Source organism: Caballeronia sordidicola (assembly GCF_000729995.1).
Taxonomy (GTDB): domain Bacteria; phylum Pseudomonadota; class Gammaproteobacteria; order Burkholderiales; family Burkholderiaceae; genus Caballeronia; species Caballeronia sordidicola_A.
Genome location: NZ_JNFG01000019.1, coordinates 89,726 through 114,822, shown reverse-complemented (window position 1 = coordinate 114,822; position 25,097 = coordinate 89,726). Strand labels below are relative to the sequence as shown.

Sequence of the window (25,097 nt, the reverse complement as noted above, 5' to 3'; positions counted from 1 at the left end):
TTCCGGCTTGCTCTTCATCTGCGTGAACTTGTAGGTCAACTCGCGCAGCGCGAGGATGGCACAGCGCACGCCCCAGTCGCTGGTACGCTCGGGCACCGGCAACTGGGCGAGCGTGAATGCCACGTTCGCGATCTTTGTGGCGAGCAGCGCCCGCCATGCGGCGCGCGCGGCTTCCGTGTAAGTCTTTTGATTGAAACCGTCCTGCTTGCCGAGGCCGACCAGCAGGATCCGAGACGCGCCAATCCCCGTCACTTCGGTCAGCATTAGGGTGGAACCGGCCTTGCCGCTCATGTCGCCGGCTTTCACCGTGCGCGTGAGCAGTCCCTTGGTCACCAAATCCATCTCGCGGGCTGCGCCCGTCAACGTCTGCGCTTCGAACACTCCGAGCACCACTACATCGGCCTTCCCGTTAAGGAAACCATTTGCCGAGCCTTTGCTCCAATCACAGGCTTTTATGCTAAAGTCCATCGCGCTTATCCTCGGATAAAATCTGGGCTGAAGGATGAAAGCCGCAATTATCCGCTATTTTTTTCCGAGGCGGTCGCGGGCAGCGATACCCGGATTGAATGTCTCGCACATGACTCGTTCGTGACTCGTTCAATCGGCACGTTTGTCATGGCGTGCGGTCCAAACGCGGATCCAAGCGCGGATCCAAACGGCGGACCCCACATAATCCAACCGCCAATCCAACCGCCTCGCCGCCGGTTTCCACCTGACAATCAATGATCTTCGAACGCTCCCTTCAGCGTGAACTCGCGTATACGGCTGGCGCCGTATTCATGGTTCTGCTCACGATCATGCTGACCACGATGATGATCCGCATCGTCGGCTTCGCAGCATCGGGGCAAGTCGATCCGCGCGACGTCGTCGTGCTGATCGGGCTTACCGTCATCGGCTATCTCGCCGTGATCATGATCGTGACCCTGTTCGTGTCCATCCTCTTCGTGCTGACGCGCTGGTATCGCGACTCGGAAATGGTGGTGTGGCTCGCGTCGGGCATCAGTCAGACTGCGCTGATCAAGCCGATCGCGCTGTTCTCCACGCCCATCATTATTGCCATCGTATTTTTCGCGTTCGTGGTCTGGCCATGGTCGAATTTGCAAAGCAAGCTGATCAAGGCGCGGTTCCAGCAACGCGACGAAGTCTCGCTGCTCGCGCCTGGCCAGTTCCGCGAATCGCAGACCAGCCACCGCGTGTTTTTTATCGAAAAGATGTCGCCGGATCAGGGGCACGTGCAGAACGTGTTCGTGACGAGCACGGAAGGCGGCAAGGTCAACGTGGTGGTATCGAAGAACGGTCATACTGAAACGCACGCCAATGGCGATCGTTTCGTGGTGCTGGAAAACGGCCGGCGCTATGACGGCATTCCGGGCCAGCCGAACTTCCGTATCATGGAATTCGAGCGCTACGGCGTGAAGATCCAAAGTCAGCAATTCGTGAACACGCCCACCACGACCGGCATGTATACGGACGAATTGCTGGCCAATCCCACTCGCGACAACCTTGCCGAAATTGCGTGGCGCGCGGGTCTGCCGCTGATCGCGATCAACCTGATGCTGCTTGCCATTCCGCTGTCTTATCAGAATCCGCGACGCAGTCGCACAATCAATCTCGTGATGGCAGTGCTGATCTACCTGACGTATTCCAACCTGCTGAACGTGGTGCAGTCGTGGATCGAGCAAGGCCGGGTGTCGTTCGTCTTCGGGCTCGTGGGACTGCACATACTCGTCTCGATCATGGTTGCGGTCATCTTCTGGATGCGCATACGCAATCGCCCGCTCTTCAAGCTGTCGGCGTTCACCCGCTCGAAAGGGGCCTGACGCAATGCGCATTTACGAACGGTATTTCGCGCGCCAGATCTATCTCGCGTTCATCTTCATCCTGTTTGCGTTCTCGGGCCTGTTCTTCTTCTTTGACCTGATCAATGAGCTGAATACGGTCGGCCACGGCAACTACAAGTTCGGGCTCGCCGTGCTGCGGGTGGCCTTGCAGACGCCCTCGCGCTTCTACGAAATCATTCCGGTTGCCGCGTTGATCGCGGCCATCTACGTGTTCGCGCAAATGGCCGCCGCGTCCGAGTTCACCATTTTCCGCGTGTCCGGATTGTCCACGGGCAAGGCGCTGCGCTCGCTGCTCAAGATCGGCATACCCATGGTGTTCCTCACGTATGTGATCGGCGAAGTGGTCGGTCCCTACTCCGACCAGCTCTCCGAGAAAGTGCGGCTCGAGGCGCTGGGGTCATCGGTGTCCATGAACTTCGAATCAGGCGTCTGGGTGAAAGACACGCTGACCGCGCGCGCGGACGGCGAACAGGTCACACGCTTTGTGAACGTGGGCACGCTGAATCCGGATACGACCATTGCGAACGTGCGTATCTACGAATTCGATTCGCTGTTCCGGCTGACGAATGTGCGGATTGCGAAGAGCGGTGTGTTCCAGCCGCCGGGCCACTGGAAGCTCACCGATGTGACGGACACCGAACTCGTCGATGCGCCGCCGCAAGCGGTGAATCCTGGCGATGCGCTTAACCCCGTTTATCGCGCGAAACAGATCACCGTTCCCGAGTACTCGCTGCGCTCCGAACTCACGCCGCAGATATTGTCGGTGCTGCTGGTGTCGCCGGACCGGATGTCGATGTTCAGCCTGTTCCGCTACATTCAGCATCTGACGGAAAATCATCAGGACACGCAGCGTTACCAGATCGCGTTCTGGCGCAAGATCCTGTACCCGCTCGCGGTGCTCGTGATGCTGGTGCTGTCACTGCCGTTCGCCTACCTGCATACGCGCGCCGGCGTGGTCGGTGTGAAGGTGTTCGGCGGCATCATGATCGGTATGAGCTTCCAGCTGATCAACACGCTGTTCTCGCACATTGGTACGCTGAACACCTGGCCCGCGCCATTGACGGCCGCAGCGCCGGCGCTGGCTTACCTGGTCGTCGGCTTGATCGGGTTGCGGTGGGTGGACCGGCACTAGGGGCTTCATGCGTCGGGGCTTTGAAGACAGCGGAGAACGCGATGAGCAAGCACGGCATGATCTTGTTTGGCCACGGCGCACGCGATCCACGCTGGGCCGAGCCTTTCGAACGGCTCGCCACGAAGCTGCGCGCAATGCGCAGCGTGCCTGTATCGCTGGCGTTTCTTGAACTGATGACCCCCGATTTACCCACGGCTATCGAACGCCTGGCGGCGGATGGATGCGATGCGCTCACCGTCGTGCCCGTGTTCTTCGGCCAGGGCGGCCATATACGACGCGACCTGCCTGAATTGCTGGATCGATGCCGGGTGATGTTTCCATCGCTGACCATTCACTGTGCAACAGCGGTCGGTGAAGACGACTCGGTGCTGGATGCGGTCGCGCAATATTGCATTCGGCAGATTGAATAGGTGTATCGCCTCGCACTGATGTGCTGACGAAAGCACGACCGTGTTCCACTCTGCCCCGCGAGTCATGGACTTCCGGGGCATTGTCTTGTCCGAGGGATTGTCTTGGCCGACGCCGCTGCGCCTGCTCCCACAAGACGGCCGCAGGATGAGCTTCGGCAAACGCCGATGTGGACATTTCACCGATCAAACGTCTTTTAAATAGCCAAAAATAGTCATATCTGAATAATTAAGTAGGTTATTTGATCAGATATGGATAATTTTGCTATTCCGAAACATTGACGATCTGCGAATTTTGTCTATACTGACCAATTAAGTGGGTTTATATGTCAGATACGACCAAATGAAGCGCAACAACAAGGATTTTTCTTCGCCAGAACTTGGTTATCAAGCCACGGGGCTGGGACGCGCGGTCGCCGCTGCCCGCATCGCGCGCAACATGACCCGGAAGGATTTTTCCGAGCGAGCCAACATCAGCCCGAGCACCCTGATACGCATAGAAAACGGCGATGTTTCGGTCAGCTTCTCGTCGTGGCTGCACGCGTTCGAACGTGCCGGCCTTCTCGGATTGCTCCAGCCGCTCGCGAATCCGCAAAACGACGTGGTAGGCGAAGCGCGACGCAAGACGGAATCTCGTGTGCGTCCCCGCAAGACCGCTTCGAAGACAGGCGAATATGATTTTTAATACGACGACATGGAGCAAATACGTCTTCATCTCCCTCGAAGGTGCAGCCGAAGCGGTTCCTGCCGGCAAGCTCGAACTACTCGAAGAAGGCATCAAGCCCGTCGGGTCGACTTTCGTCTACGGCAACAAGTACCTGCAGCGTGCAAACGCCGCAGCCGTGGATCCGGTCAGCATGCCTCTGGACGAGGCGAAGCGGTCCAAAGAAGCGGTATTTCAGCCACCTGCCGGATTAGCGCTATTTGGCGCAATTCGTGATGCTGCCCCGGATTCTTGGGGACGGCGCGTGATCGAGAATATGTTGAGGGCGGCGCCTGATGGTTTGCCCGAAACTGAATATCTGGCTCATGCGGGCCCGCACCGGACCGGCGCGCTGGATTTCAGGGACTCCCCCACCGCCCCCGCGGAACCCGGCAAGTTACCGGATGCAAAAGAGCTCTCCTATCTGCTCGACGCAGCAGCCATGATCCAGGAGGGCAAACCGGTACCGAAAAAGCTGCAGTTACTCTTTAGCGTCGGCGCAACTTTCGGAGGCGCGCGGCCCAAAGCCGTGCTGCTGGACAATGGGCGGCAATGGGTTGCCAAATTTCCCGTCGCCCGGGACGGGTTCAACGTTCCTGTTGTGGAGCGCGCCACGCTTGAACTCGCCCGCGAGTGCGGTATGCGCGTTCCTGCCACCAAGCCCGTTCACTTGGCCGACGGGCGGGATGTCATGTTGATCGAACGATTTGACCGCATGCCGTTGTCCGGAGGCGCATTCGGCAAACGCCACGTCGTGAGCGCGCTGACCATGCTCAAGATGCATGAGAGCGATACCGCATCGGCCAATTACACGGACTTGGCGGACCTGCTTGGTGAACGCGGCGCGACGGGCTTTGTGGCGGCCGACAAGGTCGAGTTGTTCAAGCGAATGGTCTTCAACATCCTGGTGACGAACGACGACGACCATCTTCGCAATCATGCATTTGTGTGGGACGGAGCAAACAAGGGTTGGCGCCTCAGCGATCTTTACGACGTCGTACCGAAGCCGCAAGTCGGCACCGAGCGCTTCCTCGTGCTGGGCGTAGGTCCGGCAATGGGCCGACTGGCGACGCTCGACAATGCGCTCTCCGCGGCGGGGCGATTCGGTCTGCTCAAGCACGCGGCCGTCGAAATCATCCAGCATTTGTCGGCTGTTGTGAGGGAGTGGCGGATTTACTTCGAGGAGGTCGGCGTTCCCCGGGCCGAGTGCGACAAGATCGCCTCTGCATTCCGCAAGCCGCAGGCCATTGGGCTGCGTGAAGTGGAGAAGGCATAGTTCTTCAACGCTTGCGGGACGGGACGGTGCAGAACCTAATTGTGCGGGCATCAAGAAACCGGCACAGGTGTAAGAAAGCCCCGTGGGTCTATGACCCACGGGGCTTTTCAGACGACGAATCGCAACGGACGTTAAGCCGAAGAACTCCACGCGCAGCGGCGCGGTTTCGCCGCGTCAACGTCAGCCTAAATCAGGCCGCAGCCTGCAATGCCGCATCCGCGCTTTGCACGGGGACCAACACCGACCGCTCCGCAAACGCCTCACCGATCATCAACAAACTCGGCTGCGATGCGTCGAGCCAGTTCTGCGCATCACCAATCGCCATTTCGCCCAGCGTCAGCGTCAACGAACGCTCACGTTCGGTACTGCACGCCTCGACGATGGCAACCGGCGTCGACGCTGGCCGCCCTGCATCGATAAGCTGCTGCGCAATCTCCGGCGCGCTGTCGCGGCCCATGTAGAACACGAGCGAATCCGCACTCGCCTGCTGGCGGATTTCATCGCTGTCAGGGGCACGGCTGTAGGTCGCCAGGGCAACACTACGCGCGACCCCGCGCAAGGTCAGCGAGCGCTTCAGCGTCGCGGCGCTCGCCAATGCAGCCGTAATCCCCGGCACCACTTCGTACTCAATACCCGCCGCTTCGAGCGCGCGCATTTCTTCGTCGGCGCGGCCGAACAGCATGGGGTCTCCGCCCTTCAAACGCACGACGACATCATGTTCGCGGGCGGCATCGACGATCTGCTTGTTGATGAAATGCTGCGCGGTCGAGCGCTGTCCGCAACGCTTGCCGACCGCGATCTTGCGCGCTTCGGGCGCGTAATCGAGCATGGCCGGCTCGATCAATGCGTCATGCAAAACCACATTCGCCTGGCTCAACAACCGGGCGCCACGAACCGTAATCAGGTCGGCAGCCCCCGGCCCCGCGCCGATCAAATACACCTTACCCATAGTCAATTCTCAGGCTGAATACGCGCGAATCATCCCGGCCGCAACCGTGTGATGCGTCGCTTCATCGATAAGAACAAACGCGCCCGTGCCCTGATGCGTGTCGTAGGCATCGCAGACGATCGGCTTTTGCAGCGTCAGCGCCACGCGACCGATGTCGTTCATCGTCAGGTTATGGCGGTCCACCGAATGCAGCAGCGTATGCACGTCGAGGACTTCCTTGATCGCGCCAATCCGCGCGAACACCGTGTTCGTGGTCTGCTTCAGCAAGTACTTGCGCTGCGGCGAGAGCGGTTCTTCATCGAACCAGCAGAGGTCCGCGTCCAGCTTCTTCGCCGGCTCGATCTTCGTGCCGCTTGTGTTACGCGGCACGAAAGTATCACCGCGCGACACATCCACATCTTCCGTCAGGCGAATGGTCACCGTCTGGCCCGCGAACGCACGATCCACTTGCGCCACGCCGCCCGGAACCGGCGCGATGATCTCGGCAACGGTTGCATCGCGATTGGCCGGCAGCACGGTGATCGTGTCGCCCAGTTTCACTTCACCAGACTCAACACGGCCCATGTAGCCGCGGAAATCGTCGGCCTGGCTACCATCCTGGCGTGCGACCCATTGCACCGGGAAACGCAGCGCCTGATCGACAGGCTGCGCAACCGGCAAAGCTTCGAGCAGATCAAGCAGCGGCTCGCCCGCATACCACGGCATGCGCTCGCTGGCGGTTACGATGTTATCGCCCTTCAACGCCGACACCGGCACGAAGCGCACATCGGCAATCCCCAGCCGGCGCGCGAGTTCGACATACGCATCACGGATCTCGTTGAAGCGCGACTCGCTGAACTCGATCAGGTCCATCTTGTTGATCGCGACGATCACATGCTGCAGCCCAAGCAACTTGACGATCGCGCTATGGCGCACCGTCTGCGGCAACAGTTGCGCGACGCCATCCTTGAACGTCACGCGCGTTGCGTCGACGAGAATGATCGCGGCATGTGCCGTCGATGCACCCGTCACCATGTTGCGCGTGTACTGCTCGTGGCCGGGGGTATCGGCGATGATGAACTTGCGCTTCGCAGTCGCGAAATAGCGGTATGCAACGTCGATCGTAATGCCCTGCTCACGCTCAGCTTCAAGACCATCGGTCAGCAGCGACAAATCGATTTCATCGCCAACAGTGCGCTTATTCTTCGCCCGCGACAACGCGGACAACTGATCCGACAACACGGCCTTGCTATCGAACAGCAGGCGGCCGATCAACGTGCTCTTGCCGTCGTCCACACTGCCTGCCGTGATGAAACGCAACACGCCGAGGTCTTCGGGTTGATGAATACTCATGATGTTTCCCTGTTCCTTGTTTGCGGCGTGATGCTTAGAAATAACCTTGTTTCTTGCGGGTTTCCATTGCGGCTTCGGACGCTTGATCGTCCATGCGCGTGGCGCCGCGCTCGGTGATTTCCGTCACGGCCGTTTCAGCGATGATCTTCTCGACATCGTCGGCATCGCTGGCAACGGGGCACGTGCAACTGATGTCACCGACGGTCCGGAAACGCACTTGCGCCACTTCCGACACTTCGCCTTCCTGCAACGGTGTGATCGGCGTCAGCGGCACGAGCAAGCCATTGCGGCGGATGATCTCGCGATCGTGCGCGTAGTAAATGGACGGCAGTTCAAGCTTCTCACGGCCGATGTATTGCCAAATATCCAGTTCAGTCCAGTTCGAAATCGGGAACACGCGCAAGTGCTCGCCGTTATGCAGGCGCGCGTTATAGATGCTCCACAATTCGGGGCGTTGCGCTTTCGGATCCCACTGGCCGAACTCATCGCGGAAAGAGAAGATGCGCTCTTTCGCACGGGCCTTTTCCTCATCGCGACGCGCGCCGCCGATCAACGCCGTATAACCGTATTCTTCGATGGTTTCGAGCAACGTCACTGCTTGCGCAGCATTACGCGAATCGGTTTCGCGACGCAGGCGCACGGTGCCTTTCTTGATCGAATCTTCGACATGACCCACCACGAGTTCCGCACCAATTTCAGCGGCACGGCGATCGCGGAAGTCGATCACTTCGCTAAAGTTATGACCGGTATCGATATGAACCAGCGGGAACGGCAGCACGGTCTTGCGACCCGAGCCCAGGCCAAATGCCTTCAACGCGAGATGCAGCACGACGACCGAATCCTTGCCGCCGGAGAACAGCAAAGCAGGCTTGCTGCACTCGGCCACGAGTTCGCGCAGGATATGAATGGACTCGGCTTCGAGCCAGTCGAGGTGGTCCATCCGGTCACCGCGATTCGCGATCGGGGCGTTGACTGTTGAATCGAGCGTGCTGCTCATATGCGTCGTTCCTTGGTTGCTTTGCATGACACCTAGCTTGCGGCGACATGCGTCAATATCAATGCGTTCAGAGCGCCGAACTTGGCGCTGCGCTGCGGTCTTCCACGAGTCTGATATTCGTCACGTGCAAGCCGCATTCCTTCGTGTCCCGCGATTCCCACCACCAGCGTCCTGCCCGGCTGTCTTCGCCTGGGCGAATGGCGCGCGTGCACGGCTCACAGCCAATGCTCGGATAACCGCGCGCATGCAGCGGGTTGACGGGGACGTCGAAGGCCTTCAAATAAGCCCAGACATCCGCTTCGGTCCAGTCCGCGAGCGGATTGAACTTGGCTATTCCACGCGGTGCGTCCTGCTCTTCTTCATGCAACTCTACGCGCGTTACGGATTGCTCGCGTCGCTGCCCCGTGACCCACGCGCTCACTTCCTTCAGCGCGCGATTTAGCGGTTCGACTTTACGAATGCCACAACAGCTTTTACGCAGATCCACGCTTTCATAGAACGCGTTCAGACCGTGATCCCGAACATACTCTTCCACCGCTTGCGGCTGCGGATGAAACTGTTCGATGTCGTAGCCATACCGCTCTTTCACGCGATCGATCATGCCCAGAGTTTCAGCGTGCAAACGGCCGGTGTTCAGCGAGAAGATGCCGATTTTTACGCTGCGCGAAAGAATCGCGTGCGTGAGCAACATATCTTCGGCGGCGAGACTGCTGGCTAGCTTGACGTTCGCATGACGTTGCGCAATGGAATCGAGCAGCGCGTCAAGACGTTCGACTTTGGCTTGCAGTTCGGCATTCATGCAGACGCTCCGACAGCCGCTTTTTCACGACGGCGAAACAGCGGTTCCGGATTGTCCACAGCGCCCTGATACGAGATGCTCAATTCGCCGAACGCGTTCAGCGCGTCGTGAATGTCTTTATCGGCGCGAACGGCGAACGCGTCGAAGCCGCAACGTGCGTGAAAACGCAACTGATCGCGTAGTACATCGCCAATAGCGCGCAGCTCACCCTTCCACTGATAACGCTCGCGCAGCAAACGTCCGATGCTGAAACCGCGGCCATCGCTGAACTTGGGGAAATCGATGGCGATCAGTGCGATCTTGTCGAAGTCTTCGACAAGTTCCGCGGGTTCATCATCCGGGGCAAGCCACACGCCGATCAGTTCTTTCTTGTGCGCCAATGTCAGCGCGTTCTTGTGCTCTTTCCACCATGTGAACGGCACGAGCACCTTGGCCGGCAATGCATCCACTGCGGGCAGCGTGCCATCTTCGGTGGCGCGCACCACGGTCCAGTCGTCTTCAACCACTTCGCGATTCTTGATAATCAAAGCCATGTGCTTTTTTCCTTGAGCGATCAAGCATGCGCCGGCTGGCGCGACGCGTACACGCGTTCCTTGAACGGTGCGATGCCGATACGGCCATACGTCTCGATGAACCGCTCGCCTTCAATGCGATTCTCGACGAACGTATCGATCACTTGCGACACCACGTCCGGCATCTCTTCCGCCGAGAACGACGGGCCGATCACGCGGCCAAGATGTGCGCCGGTTGCGCCCGAGCTTTGCTCGCCGCCGAGCGTGACCTGATACCACTCCGAGCCGTCTTTATCGACACCGAGCACGCCGATGTTGCCGATGTGATGATGACCGCACGCGTTGATACAACCCGAGATGTTGAGCGTCAGGTCGCCGAGGTCGTACACATAGTCGAGGTCGCTGAAACGCTCTTGAATGGCTTGCGCAATCGGGATCGACTTCGCATTTGCCAAAGAGCAGAAATCGCCGCCCGGGCACGCAATGATGTCGGTGAGCAAACCAATATTCGATGTCGCGAAACCCAGCGCCTTTGCACGTTCCCACACAGCGAACAGATCACGCTTCTCGACGTTCGCGAGAATCAGGTTCTGCTCGTGCGAGACGCGGATTTCACCGAACGAGAATTCATCGGCGAGATCGGCGACTGCTTCCATCTGCACGTCCGTTGCGTCGCCCGGCGCAATGCCTGTCGGCTTCAGCGACAACGTCACCGATGCATAACCCGGCACCTTGTGCGGCCGCACGTTGCGTTCGATCCAGCGCGCGAACGGCTTGCTATCGATGAGATGCTTTTCATATGACGCATCCGTATCCGGCAGCTTCTCATACGCCGGTGGTGCGAAGAACTGCGACACGCGGTCGAGTTCTTCTTGCGTGAGCGTAGAAGGACCGTCCTTCAAATGCACCCACTCTTCTTCCACTTGCTGCGAGAATTTCGCGGGGCTCAGCGCCTTCACGAGAATCTTGATCCGCGCCTTATACATATTGTCACGACGGCCGTAGCGGTTATACACACGCAACACGGCTTCGCAATACGTCAGCAGATGCTGCCAGGGCAGATCTTCCTTGATGATCGCGCCGACGATCGGCGTACGACCCAGGCCACCGCCCGCGAGAATGCTCGCGACCACTTCACCGTCCGCGTTCTTCTTCAGATAAACGCCCAGATCATGCACTTGCACCGCTGCGCGATCTTCCACCGAGCCGTTCACCGCGATCTTAAACTTGCGCGGCAGCCATGCGAACTCGGGGTGAAAAGTCGACCATTGGCGCAGGATTTCGGCCCAAGGACGCGGATCGACGAACTCATCGGGCGCCACGCCCGCGAATTGATCGGCGGTGATATTGCGGATGCAATTGCCTGACGTTTGAATGCCGTGCATTTGCACCGATGCCAGCTTGCGCAGGATTTCGGGTGTCTCTTCGAGCTTGATCCAGTTGAACTGGATGTTGGTCCGCGTCGAAAAGTGGCCGTAGCCGCGGTCGTGTTCACGCGCGATCGTGCCGAGCATGCGCATTTGGTCGCTGCGCAAGTTGCCGTACGGAATCGCGATGCGGTGCATGTACGCGTGGCGCTGCAAATACAGACCGTTCTGCAGGCGCAGCGGCCGGAATTCTTCTTCGCTCAACTCGTCCGACAAACGGCGGCGCACTTGGTCGCTGTATTGAGCGACGCGTTCGTCGACGATTTTCTGGTCGATCTGATCGTATTGATACATTCGGGGGCCCCAGTATTAGTAGTTCCTTCAACACGGCGTCCTAGCCACGCCGCATCTCGAAATTAGTAGAGTCGTTGACAGGAACGCCGTTCAGACCATGCGTTCATTTGCTTATGACAAATACAGATATCGATATTGGAAAAATTGCCTCGATGGTAATAAACTTCCTATATATTGCAAACGACTGATAAATTACTTTGATATGCGGATGGGTTATATATGAATCTGCACCAGTTCCGCTTCGTGCGCGAAGCCGTCCGGCAGAACTACAACCTCACCGAAGCCGCTAAAGCGCTGTTCACGTCGCAGCCGGGGGTATCGAAGGCGATCATCGAGCTGGAGGATGAACTCGGGGTCGAGATCTTCACGCGTCATGGCAAACGGGTTCGTTCGCTGACGGAGCCGGGGCGAATTATCCTGGCATCGGTGGAAAAAATCTTGCAGGAAGTGGAAAGCCTGAAGCGCGTCGGTAAGGATTACGCGGCGCAGGATCAGGGCAATCTCGTGATCGCGGCCACGCACACGCAAGCGCGGTATTCGCTGCCGAACGCCATCGCAGAGTTCAAGAAGCGCTTTCCGAAGGTCCACCTTTCGATTCTGCAAGGTAGCCCGACGCAGGTTGCCGAAATGGTCATACATGATCAGGCTGATATCGCCATCGCCACGGAAGCGATCGCCAACTATAAGGAACTGGTGTCGCTGCCGTGTTTCCAGTGGCATCACGTGGCCGTGGTGCAGCCGGACCATCCGCTGCTCGAACGCAAGCTGCTGACGCTCGACGACCTCGCGCAATACCCGATCATCACCTACGACAACGCATTCGCCGGCCGCTCGAAGATCAACCAGGCGTTCGCGCTGCGCCACCTGACGCCGGACATCGTGCTGGAAGCTATTGATGCCGACGTGATCAAGACCTATGTCGAGCTTGGGCTGGGGGTGGGCATTCTCGCGGATATCGCGTTTAACCCGGAACGCGATAAACATCTTCGGGCGATGCCCGTCGGCCATCTGTTCGGCACGAATGTCACGCGGCTCGCTCTGAAACAAGGCGCGTATTTACGCAGCTATGTGTACACGCTGGTCGAACTGCTTTCGCCTTCCATGAACCGCAAGCTGATCGAGCAGGCGCTGTCGGGCGAGCACGAAACCTACGAGCTTTGATTGAGCGCTTGGATCGACAGCTTTGATCACGACGCGGGCAATGCTCGCGTCGAAACTCTCGCTGCGCGATCGTACCGCGCGATTTTTGTCAGCCCCACACTTCAGCATTTTTAAACCACACCTCTTCGCGGAGACCTTCCAATGAAGTTGTCGAAGTTCATGCGTCCGGCGCTCATGTTCAGCGCACTCGCATTTTTCAGCGTAGCGGCCAATGCGCAGTTGAAAGTCGGTATCGATTTGTCGAGCACCGGCCCGGCGGCCGCTATCGGCATCACGAGCAAGAACGCCATGCTGATGTGGCCGAAGACGATTGCCGGTCAACAGGCTGAATACATCATCCTAGACGATGGCTCCGACCCGGGCGCAGCGGTACGCAATATCCGCAAGCTGATTACAGAAGATAAAGTCGATGTGATCGTCGGACCGAACATCACGCCGGCAGCGCTCGCGGCGCTCGATCCGGTAGCCGAATACCAGACACCGATGATCACGCTGATCGGCTCGGCATCGGTGGTCGAGCCGCAGGAAGGCAAGAAGGTGTGGGCGTTCAAGATGGCCCAGACCGACCGCGCAATGGCCGATGTGATGACGCGCACGATGGTCAACCGGAACGTGAAGACGGTCGGTTTCATCGGTTTCGCCGATAGTTACGGCGATAGCTGGTTCAACGAGTTCTCGAAATTTGCCGAGTTGCGGCATATCAAGGTGGTCGCGAGCGAGCGGTTCAATCGCACGGACGCGAGCGTGACCGGGCAGATTCTCAAGCTGATGGCGGCGAAACCGGATGCTGTTCTGATCGCGGGCGCGGGGACGCCGACGGTGCTGCCGGAACGCACGCTGATCGAGCGCGGTTATAAAGGCGCTATTTATCAGACGCACGGCATTGCCACGCCGGAGTTCATCAAGCTCGGCGGCAAGGACGTGGAAGGCACGCTGTTCCCGACCCAGCCGGTCGTGGTCGCGCGGACACTGCCTTCTGATCATCCGTCGAAGAAAGCAGCGCTGGCGTTTGTTGACGCGTACGAGGCGAAGTACGGTAAGGGGTCGGTCACGCAGTTTGCCGGCGATGCGGCCGGGGTCTATCCGCGACTGCAGGATGCGGTCGGACGCGCGCTGAAGGCCGGGCAGCCGGGGACGGTGGCATTTCGAGTGGCGCTGCGTTCGGAGTTGGAACACGCGCATGAATTGGTCGTGCCTAACGGCGTGGTCAATACCAGCGCCACCGATCACGTCGGGTTGGATCAGCGGGCCAGTGTCATGGGCATCATCAAGAACGGCCAGTTCACGTATTTGAGCCAGTGAGTGCGGTTGTCTGCTCGGAGCGTCCAAGGGCTTGCCCGCGGAAACGATTTTCGGCATAATCGCTGACTTGCCGGTTGGCGTCGGAATTTTTCCGCACCTAGTCGGCTGGTTCAAATGCTGTTTGCCCGGGTGGTGAAATTGGTAGACGCAGGGGACTCAAAATCCCCCGCCGCAAGGCGTGCCGGTTCGATTCCGGCCCCGGGCACCACGCAAACTTCTGAAGTCCTTACGCAGCAAGCCTCCCCGGCTTATAAGGTCGTGTTTCTGTGGTAACTTAAGTGGTAGTTACCCAATGCAGATACGAACCATCACCTTGAGATGTTCCTACTCAGGCAGAAGCGCTTTCTACTTCCAGCGTCCTGTTCCGATTGACCTCCAGCCCCACTACGGGAAGAAGTTGATGAAGGTGAACCTTCGCACATCTGACATGGGCGTGGCAGCCAAGCAGATATCGCGCGTGCCCCCCGATGGGCGCATTAAGGCAGACGGATGAGCACGCGTGGAAACCGAGGGGGCAGGGGGGGAACGTGACTGACAGGCTGGCTTTATCAGATACCCTTTCATAAATTTGCCTCAAATTATTCGGCCCGCCCCCCACGCGTTCCCAGGAAACAATGAAAACGAACGAAGAGTTTATCCAAGAGGAAAATCTGCAGTTTTATGCTGCCAATGTCGCGGCGTGGTTCAACACGAGGCTTGAATACGACAAGAGCCTACTAGTGCTCTCGACAGGCGGAGTGGCGCTGCTCCTCACTCTGTTTACATCGCTAGGCGCTAGCTCAATAACCGTGCTCGTTTTATATGCGCTAGCTGCCATCTCATTTTTAGGTGCGGCGGTTAGCCTCCTGTTTGTCTTCAAATTGAACTCGCGCCACATTGAAGAAGTACTGCAGCAAGCGCATAGCGACGCCTCCGCAGAAAGCGACTCCCCGGACTCAGCAAAAGCTGAAGCGTTGACTAGCAAGGTGCTCCAACTTCTTGACTGGTCCGTAATAGTGTTTTTCGGTGTCGGCCCCAGCTTCAAGACGCAGTAGACCTAAGAGAGCTGCTGATTGATGAACTTCATCTTAAGATGAAAGAGCTAGAGCGCGTAGATGTCGATGAACTTCCTGATGCAGCGCTGCGCAAACATGTAAAGCTTTGCAGGTTGCTCATCAGCCATCTCTTCCGGCCCCGGGCACCATTTCCGAAAAGCCGTTTCTGCGTATGCAGAGACGGCTTTTTCGCATTGAGTCCGGGCTCAAAGTCGATTACCGCATCTGCGACCGGCAGACTGCCGAACCCGAACATCCCCCCGCATCACAACGCGTCGGTTGCCGGCATGCGCGAGGCTCTGACAGCCCCTTCCCCGCCACGATTGTTTCTCTCCTTTAAAACCCCAGCCCACAAACAGATATCATGTGCGCTCGTTAATACTGCCGTGCACACCCGGCATTCCTGCTGGAGTTTCTATGGCCTCATCCCCTGATAGCGTCAGCATGGCGTTGTTTTGCGACTTCGAAAACGTCGCCCTCGGCGTGCGCGACGCAAAGTACGACAAGTTCGACATCATGCCGGTGCTCGAACGGCTGCTGCTCAAAGGCAGCATCGTGGTGAAAAAGGCTTATTGCGACTGGGATCGCTACAAAGGTTTTAAAGCCGCGATGCACGAAGCGAGTTTCGAGCTGATCGAAATTCCGCACGTGCGTCAGTCGGGCAAGAATTCAGCGGACATCCGCCTCGTCGTTGACGCGCTCGATCTCTGCTACACGAAATCGCACGTGGATACGTTCGTCATCATCAGCGGCGATTCGGACTTCTCGCCGCTCGTGTCGAAGTTGCGCGAGAACGCGAAGAAAGTGATCGGCGTGGGCGTGAAAAACTCGACCTCCGACCTGCTGGTTGCGAACTGCGATGAATTCATTTTCTACGATGACCTCGTACGCGAGCAGCAACGCAGCATTGCCAAGCGGGAAGCGCGCGAGGCCCGTGAAGCACGCGACGCACGGGATGCGAACGCGGTGGCATCGTCGGCGAAGCGCTCGCCCGACGACGACCGCCAGCCGAAGCAGGAACTTGAAGCACGCAAGGCCAAGGCCATCGCGATTGCGGTGGAAACGTTCGATGACCTCGCCTCCGAGCGCGGCGAAAGCGGCAAGATCTGGGCCTCAGTGCTCAAGAGCGCGATCAAGCGGCGCAAGCCCGATTTCAACGAGTCGTACTACGGCTTTCGCGCATTTGGCAATCTGCTGGAAGAAGCGCAAGTGCGCGGTCTGCTCGAAGTGGGACGGGATGAAAAGTCGGGTTCATTTGTGTTTCGCGCGCAATCTGTGGCCGCAACGGAACCGGTGAGGGACGTCGAGGCGCCTGTCGTGTCGAAGGAAAACCGGCAGACGGGTGGCTCGGGTAACGACCGGAATCGTAGAAAGGGCCGCAACCCGCGTCCGCAAGTTTCCGAACCGCTCTTCGATGAACCGCGCGAAGCCCAACCCGCAACGCATGCAGAACCGCGCTCCGAATCGAGTGGCGAACCTGATCGCAGGGACGAACCGAACCCACGATCGCAGGTAGCGGAACCGCTGCTCGACGAAGCGCAAGACGCGCAACCTGAGGCCCGCGCCGATGCGCGACCGAGGCAGGGCCGCGACCGCAATCGCAGGAACAATCGGAACCCAAGACCGCAGGTTCACGAACCGGTGTTCGATGCAGCACAGGAACTGCCACCCGAAGCTCGCGCCGAAGCCGCCGACGAGCGACCGTTCTTCACGCTACCGCCGAAGGCCAAGGACGAATTCGTGTTCGTGGAACGCACGGAAGAAGCCCTTGCGCAACCGAGCGAAGTAGGTGAACCGCCGTCACCTAAACCCGGCGTAGCGCGGCGTGGGCGTCAGGCGGCAGCGAAGAAAGTCGTGGCAAAGACGCAGCCGGAAGCGCCGGTTGAGACTGCCGCTGCAGCTGACACCGTCGACAGCACGGACGAGTCTCAAGCCAAGAAAACGGCTGCAAAGAAAACAGCCGCAAAAAGGACGCCACGTAAAACGGCGCCGGCTAGCCGGCGTCCGCGAAAGACAGCGGCCGCAACGAGCGAAGAGTGAACGTATGAAGACGCGTCATCGCCGTGACTTGGTTGTCATGGCGATGACGGCTTGTGCAAATTTGCTTGCGGCCAAACGACTGGAACGTGTTGGCGACGGCCAGGAGTTGAGAGTTCACATATAGCGTCCGGCTCGCCTTAGCCAGTCCATCTCAACGCAAGAACGCAACGCCTCAAGGCTCCGGAATCTCCAGATCCATCAACGCCGAACTCATCGATTTCCCGTGCGCATCGAGCGCGAGCGATCGTGTCACGCCACCGCCCAGTGCGCGTCCGAGTACGAAATTCATCGCGGAAATTTCCGGCAATTCGAAGCGTGTTACATCGCCCTTCACCACATCGCCCAGATGCGCCTTAACACGCTCCGGCGTGACATGCGCGAGCAGATGATCGTAGTGCCGCGCGTCGTAACAGATCACCGATACATTCAACGTATTGCCCTTATCACCGGTTCGGGAGTGAGCAAGCAAGCGTAGTTTCATCTCAAACCTCCACCATTTCAAACGATGGCCGCACGAGTTCTCGTGGCATCAAAACCGACTGCACCGCGATCACCTCGCGTGCCGTCTTTGTCACCCCACCGCCGCCAGCCGGACCGTTGGTATAAAGGGTCTCGACTTCATTGCCGATACGAACCGCCTGCTCCATCGAATCGGTGCGGCCAGCGACACGCAAACGAACTTCGTACGGTTCTGCATTACGCTCACCCAGCGTCGCGCCATGCAGCGAGTCGATACCGATCAAATCGAAGCGCAGTTCGCTCGTCGCAACGCCAGTTATCTCCAACCGTTCACGCACGATCTCAAGCGCCAGTTTCGCTCGCGCGACCGCGCCCGGGCCGCCATACGAGATCTGCCCCTCGCCGATAAATCCATCCACGTAAGCCACGGTCACCTTCAACGTCCCCGTACGCGATGTCCCGCGCCCACCGCTCACGCGCACACGATCCGGTGCTTCCTCCACCACGCGAACCTGAGTGAAGTCGGCGACTACATCGGGCTGCAGGTATCGACGGGGATCGTGGATTTCGTACAGCAGTTGCTCCTTGCACGTGGCCTCCGTCACTCGTCCGCCGGCGTGCGCGACCTTAGTGATCGTGACGGCGCCATCGGCGTCGACCTCGCCTATCGGGAAGCCGAGGCGCGCGAGCATCGGCACATCCTTGAAACCGGGATCGGCGAAATAACCGCCCGTGATCTGCCCCGCGCATTCGAGGAGATGGCCCACCACCGTCGCCTGGCCAAGCGTGTTCCAATCGTCCATCGCCCAGCCGAACGCGTGGATCAGCGGCGCCGTGAACAACGACGGATCGGCCGCGCGACCGGTGAGCACGATATCGGCGCCGGCCCTCAACGCATCCACAATCGGTTCCGCGCCCAGATACGCATTCGCCGATACGAGCCGGTTGTCGTAGTCGGCAACACTGACGCCCGACTCCTCGAATCGATACGTCCCTTGCCTCACGACATCGAGTACATCGTCGCCGCTGACTGCCACGATTTTCAAACCGCTCAAACCCAATTCATGCGCAATCGATGCCGTCTTGCGCGCCGCCGCTAACGGATTCGCCGCTCCCATGTTCGAGATAATCCGCACACCATTGCGCACAGCGGCCGGCAACACCGCGCGCATCCGGGCTTCGAGCAACGGGTCATAACCCAGCTCCGGATTCGCTCTGCGCGCCTGCTGCGCAAGCGCAATGGTCCGCTCTGCCAGGCACTCGAACACGAGATAGTCGAGCGCCCCGTGTTCGGCCAGTTCGACCGCGGGTTCGATGCGATCGCCCGAGTAACCCGCGCCCGCGCCGATCCGCATGCGGGTGGCTTGGGTCACAGCGTTAAATGCAGCAGTCATAGCGATTCCTTGCGTTAGAAAACGCGCTCAAAGAGGAAAGATGCCCAGCACGACGCACGCGATCGTCATCACGATCGATGCGCCAAACAACAGCGGAAACGTGAATTTCTGATGATCGGCGAGATCGATGCCGGTCAGTCCGACGACCAGGAACGTCGCGGGCGTGAGCGGGCTGACCGGGAACCCCGTCGTCATCTGCCCAAGCAATGCTGCCTGGCCGACATGCACAGCAGGCACGCCCAGCTGCCCTGCCACTTCCGCGATCACCGGCAGCACGCCGAAGTAAAACGAGTCGGGATCGAAGAGCATGCTGAGCGGCATCGATAAGAAACCGAGCGCAACGGGGATGTGCGTTGCCATAGAAGGCGGCACGAAACCAACCGCGGCTTGCGCCATCGCCTTGAGCATGCCGCTGCCTTGCATCACGCCCGTGAACACACCGGCTGCGAGCAGGATGCCCGCCATCATCAGTGCGGCGCGTGCGTGGGCGTCAATGCGCTGACGCTGCATGTCCACGTTCGGATAGTTGACCAGCAACGCGACGCACAGGCCGACCATGAACATGATCGCCGGCGGAATTTTCTCGCCCATCACCACCATCGTGCCGAGCACCACCAGCGTCAGCAGGATGTTGAACCAGAAATTCTTCGGTCGACGCAGCGCTTTCTGTTCATCGGTGAGTTCGCGCTTCGGCATCGGGATTGCGCCGTCAGCGCCCGTGTATCCCAGCCGTTTCTCCTCGCGCCGGCCGAGCCACCAAGCCATGCCAAACACAAACACGAGGCCGACGATCTGCACCGGAATCAACGGATTGAACAGCGCCGATATCGGCAGATGCAGCGACGCCGACGCGCGAATCATCGGCCCGGTCCATGGCAGGAAATTGATCCCCGCTGCCATCGATGCCGCCGCGGCCAGCACCCGCCGATCCATCTTGAGACGGTCGTAAAGCGGCAGCATCGCGGGAATGGTGACGAGGAAGCAAACCGCGCCCGAACCATCGAGGTGAATCAGCAGCGCGAGCAGCGTAGTGCCCATCACAATCCGCGTTGGCCGCGTACCGACCGTGCGCAAGATGCGGTCGATGATCGGATCGAGCGTGCCGGCGTCCGTGATGGTGCCGAAGTACAGGATCGCGAAAACGAACATGCCGACGACGGGCGCAAGGCTCTTCAGACCGTCGATGACAAACTTGCTCGTCTGCAAGCCGAAGCCGCCGATCAGCGACGCCGCTATCGGCACGATGATCAGCGCCACCAGCGGCGACATCCGTTTTGAAAGAATCGCCGCGAGCAGGACGACGATAGTGGCCAAGCCAAGTAAGGGCAGCAAGGTTTTGTCTCCGATCTTTTTAATCGATTGTTTTATGACTGAACCAAGCGTAGTTTCAAGACGTCGATAAAACAATTGAAATGATTTGATGACAGCAATCACGTTTCGTAATAGACGAAAATAAGAGTCGAAAATCATGGACCTGAATCTCCGCGATATCCGCGCATTCATCGCCGTGGCGCAGGCGGGCAATTTCACACGCGCGGCGGTGCGGCTGCATCTGTCGCAGCCCGCGTTGACCGTGCAGATCCGGCGTCTTGAAGAAACGATCGGCGCGCGGCTGTTCGACCGCAATAGCCGCAGCGTTGCACTGACGCCGGTCGGACGGGATCTGCTGCCGGTCCTGCAAAAGTCGCTCGGCGACATGGAACAGGTTCTTCACGATGCCCGCGCGCTCAGCGACGGTTCCGCCGGCACGGTAAGGCTGGCGTGCCTGCCGTCATTCGCCGCGAGCTTGCTGCCCGACCTGATCCAGGATTTCAGACGCGCGTTGCCGCGCGTGTCGTTTCAAATCCGCGATGTGGTCGCAAGCGTCGTCAACGCGCTGGTGCGTAACGAGGATGTCGACGTGGGACTGACCGGTGGCGATGTCACCGATGCCTCCCTGGAAGTGCTGCACGCGGGCGAGGACCGGCTGTGCGTCGTGTGTCCGGACGGGCATCCGTTGGCAGAAGAGCGGCGTGTCGGCCTGGAGGAAATCGTCCGCTATCCGCTGGTGTTGACGGCGGCGGGAACGAGTGTGCGAGCGGTTGTGGATGCCGCGTTCGAGCACGCCGGTTGCGCCCCCGTGCCCACCTGCGAGCCGACCTACATGATGACGGCGGTGGCCATGGTCCGGGCCGGGCTAGGCGTGACTATCCTGCCCCGCTTGGCGCGCGAGGTGCGCGCGGAACCGATGCTGGTGTCGCGGGTTATCGATGAACCGGGTTTCGTGCGCCCCATCGCGCTCGTGAAGAAACGCGGACGCACACTGCCGCCCGTGACGGAGGCGTTTGTCGGGGTGATCGTCAAGGGGCTGGGGCAGCGCGGAGACTAAGGGCGCGGCTGCCGACTCAACGCAGATTCAACGCATATAGGCGAACACCGCGAGCGCGGCCATCACCGTGATCGCGCCGCCAATGCGCGTCGCGATTTGCGCGAACGGCATCAGTTCCATGCGGTTCCCCGCCGTCAGGATGGCGACGTCGCCCGTGCCGCCCAAACCGCTGTGCGTTGCGTTGACCATGGCGGCTTCCACCGGATGCATGCCCATCATCCGGCCCACGAAGAAGCCCGTCACCACCAGCGTCAGCACGGTCACTGCGGCGGTCACAATATTCGCCCAATGGAACGCGGTGACGATCTCTCCCCACGGCGTCATGGCGACGCTGATGGCGAACATCAGCGGGTACGTGACAGCGGTGGAAAAGAACGAATACATGAAGCGCGCGCCGCCGCGCACGCGAGGCGATACCGCTTGCAGCAATTGCGCCGCGACCACCAGCAACAGCATCACGACGGGCGCAGGCCAACCGAACCATTGATGACTCAACTGCCCGACCAGATACAGCGCAATGGCGGTTGCGCCCGCTGCGGCAACGGAGCTGACATCGAATTCAAACGCAACAGGCGCTGCCGGCGATGTATCCGCCTGCGAGCGATCGTCGTTGCGCGTCAATTGGCCGTTGCCGGTCCATGCCGGCTTCTTCGTGCCCACGTAGTTCAGGAAACCCGCACAGCAAATTGCCGCGATGTTGCCAAGCATGACCGCAGACAACACTTGCGCGAACAACGGGCCTTGATCGACACCGAGCGTCTGCGCGTACCCCATCGACAGCGGCAATGCGCCCTCACCCACGCCGCCCGCCATGATTGGCACGACAACGAAAAACAGCGTGTGTTTTGCGCCTAGTCCAAGCAGTGCGCCCACACCGGTCCCCACCAGCGCCGCTGCCAGGGAACCGGCGCACACCGGTACGAAGATCTTGATGAAGCCTTTGATCAGCGTCTGCCGGTCCATGCTGAGCACGCTGCCCACGATAATCGCAGCGATAAAGAGATAGAGAAAATTGGTGCTCTTGGTAAACGAGGTCACCGACTTCACGACGCTCGGCGGCATCAGGTGGTAATAGATTAGCGCTGACGGCAGGAAGGCCGCGAAGATGGACGTTGCGCCAATGTGCCGGATCCACGGAATGCGCCGCGCGAGTTCGGCGCAGGTAAAACCGCCTACGGCGACCAGCGCGATACCCGTCGGCAAATCGGAGTCGAGTTTGCCGCTTGCAGCCATCGCGGCAAGCACCAGCAGCAACACGATATACACCGGCAAGGGCAACACGCCGATACGGACATCGAATATCACCCACCAGCGATCTCTCCATACCGTCGCGCTTGAGGGCGCAGCGGCGTGGGCATTGCGTGTTTCAGACGTCTCCATTCAAGTCTCCGTGACTTTGGTTTGACTTTGGGCGGGCACCTAAATCAGCAACAGCAAGGCCGCGCCATACACGACGGCGCCGAGCAGGAAAGTCATGACGGTAAAGCCGAGCACGCGCTGCACGCCGACACCCGCCATGGCGACCACCGGCGCGGCCCAGAATGGCTGCAGCATGTTGGACACCTGTTCGCCCATGGCGACCGCCATGGTTGCGCCAGGTACCGATGCATGCAGCGCCACCGCCGCCGGCACCACGAACGGTCCCTGCACCGCCCAGTGCCCGCCACCGGACGGCACGAGGAAAGTCACGATCAGCGAACACACATAACTCCAGAAAGGCAGCGTGTGCGCGTTCGAAATAGCGATGAAGAAGTGCGACAGCACGTCGGGCAAACCGGTCGCCTCCATGATCCCCATGATGCCGCCGTAGAGCGGGTATTGCAGCATCATCGATCCGGTCTGGCGCGCGGCGTTCTTGATGGCATCGGCGTACGCGAGGGGGTAGCCGTGCAGCACCACGCCCGCGATGAACATCACGAAGATCACCGCGTTCACGCCGCTGAAGCCGGTCTTGTGCGTCCAGGCAATCGCCAGGAACGACACCCCCGCCGCGCCGATAAACGCACTGCCCACCCACGAATATTCGAGCCACTTCGCCGGCGTGAGTTTGCCGGTGGGACGGGTCTTCACGGGCGGATCGGGATTCTTGTCGAGATCGAGTACGACGATGTCTTCATCGGCGGGCTTGAGGAAAGCCAGCACGATCGGCGTGGCGACCAGCATCACGATCGTCGGCACCAGGTTGAACGCGGTGAACACCGTGCTGCTGAACGGCAACACCTGCCCCGTCAGTTTTTCGACGACGTTCATGGCGCTGCCGTGCGTCGCCTGGGCCAGTGCGATCGAACTCGAGATGCCGCTCGCCCACACGACCCAGCCGGAGAAGCCGGCCGCGACAATCCACGCAAAGTCCACGCGCATGCGCTTGGCGACTTCACGCGCGAGCAGCGCTGCAACCACGAGGCCGAAACCCCAATTGAAAAACGATGCGAGCGCTACTGACACAAACGTGAGCGTGGCGGCCTGGACCGGCGTGCGCGCGAGAGAAACGACCGCGCGAAAAAGCCGCTGCACCGGAGGCGCGTGAGCGAACGCGTGGCCTGTGACGAGGATCAGCGTGATCTGGAACGCGAACGTGAGGATATCGAAGAAACCCTTGTACCAGCCGCCGACAATCCCCATGAACGACGCATGCGGCGCGAACAACGCGGACACGACCGCGACGAACGCGGTGATCAGGATGGCGAGAACGAAGGGGTCGGGGATTACTCGCTCAAAGAGCTCGATGGTCGCGTTGGTGAAGCGCGTTTTACCGCTGCCGCCCGAAGGTGAAGCGCTCGCCGGTTTCATATCAGTCTCCTTGTGATTGTTGTTGGATGTTTTAGCGTCGGGCGGAGTCAGAAGTCATATAACCTCGCGGGGTTATCGACGAGAATTACGCGGCGTTGTATCGGGTCTTGAACCCAGTGCGAAAGCAGGTCGAACAGCGCGGTATCGTCGGGCTTGGCAGCCTCGGTCGTGTGCGGCCAGTCGCTGCCCCACACCAGCCGCTCAGGCGCGGCATGAACCCATGCATGCGCCGCGCGGTCCATGTCGCTGTAGCGTTGCGCTTCGCCCACGCGCGAATCGAGATACGGACCAGACAACTTCAGCCACGCACGGCCACCGTCCAGCAACGAGCGCACGATGCCGAAGGCGGGATGATTAATCCCCTCGGGCAAAGACAAACGCGCGAGGTGATCGAAGACGATCTTCGACGGCATGCGTCGCAGCAAAGCCTCATGTTCAACCATCTGCGCCGCTGTCCAATGCAACTGGACATGCCAGCCAAGTTCATGCACTCGCTGCGAGAGCGACTCCACCATCTCGAAGCCGACCACTGCCTGCACCGGCGTGTACAGCGTGAAGCGAATCCCGCGGATACCGCCCGTATGCAGCGTGACTAGTTCGGCGTCGGTCACGTCCGGTCGGAGCACAGCCACGCCGCGCGTGCGATCGGCGCCTAGTTGCCGGATCGCGTCGAGTGTCACGCGGTTGTCGACGCCATAGATACGCGGCGTCACGACCACCGTGCGTGTAGTGCCGATGCGCGCCTGAAACTCACGTCGATAATCATCGGCGGTGGCGTCGTTCACCATCGTGCCGTCGTGCGGAAAGCGGGCATCGTAGACATGCATATGCGCATCGCAGGCAAGCGGTGGCGCCAGGGTGATTGCGGGCATGACATGTC

The 25,097-nt window shown here is 59.7% G+C and carries 24 protein-coding genes and 1 tRNA gene; 12 read left to right on the top strand and 13 right to left on the bottom strand.

Features of this window, described 5'->3' with window-relative positions; genetic code table 11:
- Nucleotides 1–468: M17 family peptidase N-terminal domain-containing protein (locus FH08_RS0119245; protein ID WP_031359904.1), on the bottom strand; the 468-nt coding region annotated here is incomplete at its 3' end.
- A 254-nt stretch (nucleotides 469–722) separates the two neighbouring features.
- Between FH08_RS0119245 and lptF the strand changes: the two genes are divergently transcribed.
- From lptF to FH08_RS0119220, 5 genes are all read left to right on the top strand, one after another.
- Nucleotides 723–1,820: an LPS export ABC transporter permease LptF gene (gene lptF / locus FH08_RS0119240; protein ID WP_031359903.1), complete on the top strand. Its 1,098-nt coding sequence runs from the start codon at nucleotides 723–725 to the stop codon at nucleotides 1,818–1,820.
- 4 nt (nucleotides 1,821–1,824) lie between these two features.
- Nucleotides 1,825–2,973, top strand: coding sequence for an LPS export ABC transporter permease LptG (lptG, locus tag FH08_RS0119235; RefSeq protein WP_031359902.1), 1,149 nt, complete (start codon nucleotides 1,825–1,827; stop codon nucleotides 2,971–2,973).
- 41 nt (nucleotides 2,974–3,014) lie between these two features.
- Nucleotides 3,015–3,383 carry a sirohydrochlorin chelatase gene (locus FH08_RS0119230; protein WP_031359901.1) on the top strand — a complete coding sequence of 123 codons (369 nt, stop codon included), beginning with the start codon at nucleotides 3,015–3,017 and terminating at the stop codon, nucleotides 3,381–3,383.
- A gap of 340 nt (nucleotides 3,384–3,723) precedes the next feature.
- Nucleotides 3,724–4,065 (top strand): helix-turn-helix domain-containing protein, encoded by a 342-nt coding sequence (locus FH08_RS0119225; protein ID WP_031359900.1) that lies wholly within the window; start codon nucleotides 3,724–3,726, stop codon nucleotides 4,063–4,065.
- Nucleotides 4,055–5,359: a type II toxin-antitoxin system HipA family toxin gene (locus tag FH08_RS0119220; RefSeq protein WP_031359899.1), complete on the top strand. Its 1,305-nt coding sequence runs from the start codon at nucleotides 4,055–4,057 to the stop codon at nucleotides 5,357–5,359. Before FH08_RS0119225 ends, FH08_RS0119220 begins: the two co-directional genes overlap by 11 nt.
- Before the next feature lie 190 nt (nucleotides 5,360–5,549).
- Here the strand turns inward: FH08_RS0119220 and cobA are convergent, their stop codons facing one another.
- The 6 genes from cobA to FH08_RS0119190 form a co-directional block, all read right to left on the bottom strand.
- The gene (cobA, locus tag FH08_RS0119215) at nucleotides 5,550–6,308 is read right to left on the bottom strand and encodes a uroporphyrinogen-III C-methyltransferase (RefSeq protein WP_031359898.1); all 759 of its coding nucleotides are present in this window, start codon (nucleotides 6,306–6,308) and stop codon (nucleotides 5,550–5,552) included.
- A 9-nt stretch (nucleotides 6,309–6,317) separates the two neighbouring features.
- On the bottom strand, nucleotides 6,318–7,643 hold the full coding sequence (locus tag FH08_RS0119210) for a sulfate adenylyltransferase subunit 1 (RefSeq protein ID WP_200878764.1): 1,326 nt from the start codon (nucleotides 7,641–7,643) through the stop codon (nucleotides 6,318–6,320).
- 31 nt (nucleotides 7,644–7,674) lie between these two features.
- Nucleotides 7,675–8,637, bottom strand: a complete 963-nt coding sequence (gene cysD, locus FH08_RS0119205; protein WP_031359896.1) for a sulfate adenylyltransferase subunit CysD — start codon at nucleotides 8,635–8,637, stop codon at nucleotides 7,675–7,677.
- 67 nt (nucleotides 8,638–8,704) lie between these two features.
- Nucleotides 8,705–9,436 (bottom strand): phosphoadenylyl-sulfate reductase, encoded by a 732-nt coding sequence (locus FH08_RS0119200; RefSeq protein ID WP_031359895.1) that lies wholly within the window; start codon nucleotides 9,434–9,436, stop codon nucleotides 8,705–8,707.
- Nucleotides 9,433–9,969, bottom strand: a complete 537-nt coding sequence (locus tag FH08_RS0119195) for a DUF934 domain-containing protein (RefSeq protein WP_031359894.1) — start codon at nucleotides 9,967–9,969, stop codon at nucleotides 9,433–9,435. The genes FH08_RS0119200 and FH08_RS0119195 overlap by 4 nt, the downstream gene beginning before the upstream one ends.
- 20 nt (nucleotides 9,970–9,989) lie before the next feature.
- A complete protein-coding gene (locus FH08_RS0119190; protein WP_031359893.1) occupies nucleotides 9,990–11,669 on the bottom strand; it encodes a nitrite/sulfite reductase in 1,680 nt (559 codons plus the stop codon).
- 219 nt (nucleotides 11,670–11,888) lie between these two features.
- Between FH08_RS0119190 and FH08_RS0119185 the strand changes: the two genes are divergently transcribed.
- From FH08_RS0119185 to FH08_RS0119155, 6 genes are all read left to right on the top strand, one after another.
- Nucleotides 11,889–12,830: a CysB family HTH-type transcriptional regulator gene (locus FH08_RS0119185; protein WP_031359892.1), complete on the top strand. Its 942-nt coding sequence runs from the start codon at nucleotides 11,889–11,891 to the stop codon at nucleotides 12,828–12,830.
- 159 nt (nucleotides 12,831–12,989) lie between these two features.
- On the top strand, nucleotides 12,990–14,132 hold the full coding sequence (locus FH08_RS0119175; protein ID WP_235210410.1) for an ABC transporter substrate-binding protein: 1,143 nt from the start codon (nucleotides 12,990–12,992) through the stop codon (nucleotides 14,130–14,132).
- Nucleotides 14,133–14,255: 123 nt separating this feature from the next.
- Nucleotides 14,256–14,340, top strand: a tRNA-Leu gene (locus tag FH08_RS0119170).
- Between the two features lie 84 nt (nucleotides 14,341–14,424).
- Nucleotides 14,425–14,625 (top strand): DUF6538 domain-containing protein, encoded by a 201-nt coding sequence (locus FH08_RS54405; protein WP_419178019.1) that lies wholly within the window; start codon nucleotides 14,425–14,427, stop codon nucleotides 14,623–14,625.
- A 121-nt stretch (nucleotides 14,626–14,746) separates the two neighbouring features.
- Nucleotides 14,747–15,166 carry a hypothetical protein gene (locus FH08_RS0119165; protein ID WP_031359890.1) on the top strand — a complete coding sequence of 140 codons (420 nt, stop codon included), beginning with the start codon at nucleotides 14,747–14,749 and terminating at the stop codon, nucleotides 15,164–15,166.
- Between the two features lie 444 nt (nucleotides 15,167–15,610).
- On the top strand, nucleotides 15,611–17,206 hold the full coding sequence (locus FH08_RS0119155; protein ID WP_031359889.1) for an NYN domain-containing protein: 1,596 nt from the start codon (nucleotides 15,611–15,613) through the stop codon (nucleotides 17,204–17,206).
- A gap of 172 nt (nucleotides 17,207–17,378) precedes the next feature.
- Here the strand turns inward: FH08_RS0119155 and FH08_RS0119150 are convergent, their stop codons facing one another.
- The 3 genes from FH08_RS0119150 to FH08_RS0119140 form a co-directional block, all read right to left on the bottom strand.
- A complete protein-coding gene (locus FH08_RS0119150) occupies nucleotides 17,379–17,687 on the bottom strand; it encodes a hypothetical protein (protein ID WP_031359888.1) in 309 nt (102 codons plus the stop codon).
- Between the two features lies 1 nt (nucleotide 17,688).
- Nucleotides 17,689–19,020: an acyclic terpene utilization AtuA family protein gene (locus FH08_RS0119145; protein WP_031359887.1), complete on the bottom strand. Its 1,332-nt coding sequence runs from the start codon at nucleotides 19,018–19,020 to the stop codon at nucleotides 17,689–17,691.
- 66 nt (nucleotides 19,021–19,086) lie between these two features.
- Nucleotides 19,087–20,391, bottom strand: a complete 1,305-nt coding sequence (locus FH08_RS0119140; RefSeq protein WP_031359886.1) for a CitMHS family transporter — start codon at nucleotides 20,389–20,391, stop codon at nucleotides 19,087–19,089.
- 136 nt (nucleotides 20,392–20,527) lie between these two features.
- Between FH08_RS0119140 and FH08_RS0119135 the strand changes: the two genes are divergently transcribed.
- Entirely contained in the window at nucleotides 20,528–21,427 is a 900-nt protein-coding gene (locus FH08_RS0119135; protein ID WP_031359885.1) for a LysR family transcriptional regulator, read from the top strand.
- A 27-nt stretch (nucleotides 21,428–21,454) separates the two neighbouring features.
- On the opposite strand, the gene FH08_RS0119130 is transcribed toward FH08_RS0119135, so the two are convergent.
- From FH08_RS0119130 to FH08_RS0119120, 3 genes are read right to left on the bottom strand one after another with little or no spacing between them, the layout of a single operon-like run.
- A complete protein-coding gene (locus FH08_RS0119130) occupies nucleotides 21,455–22,807 on the bottom strand; it encodes a 2-hydroxycarboxylate transporter family protein (protein ID WP_031359884.1) in 1,353 nt (450 codons plus the stop codon).
- Nucleotides 22,808–22,846: 39 nt separating this feature from the next.
- On the bottom strand, nucleotides 22,847–24,217 hold the full coding sequence (locus FH08_RS0119125) for a short-chain fatty acid transporter (RefSeq protein WP_031359883.1): 1,371 nt from the start codon (nucleotides 24,215–24,217) through the stop codon (nucleotides 22,847–22,849).
- A 47-nt stretch (nucleotides 24,218–24,264) separates the two neighbouring features.
- Nucleotides 24,265–25,089 (bottom strand): amidohydrolase family protein, encoded by an 825-nt coding sequence (locus FH08_RS0119120; protein WP_031359882.1) that lies wholly within the window; start codon nucleotides 25,087–25,089, stop codon nucleotides 24,265–24,267.
- Between the last annotated feature and the right edge of the window lie 8 nt (nucleotides 25,090–25,097).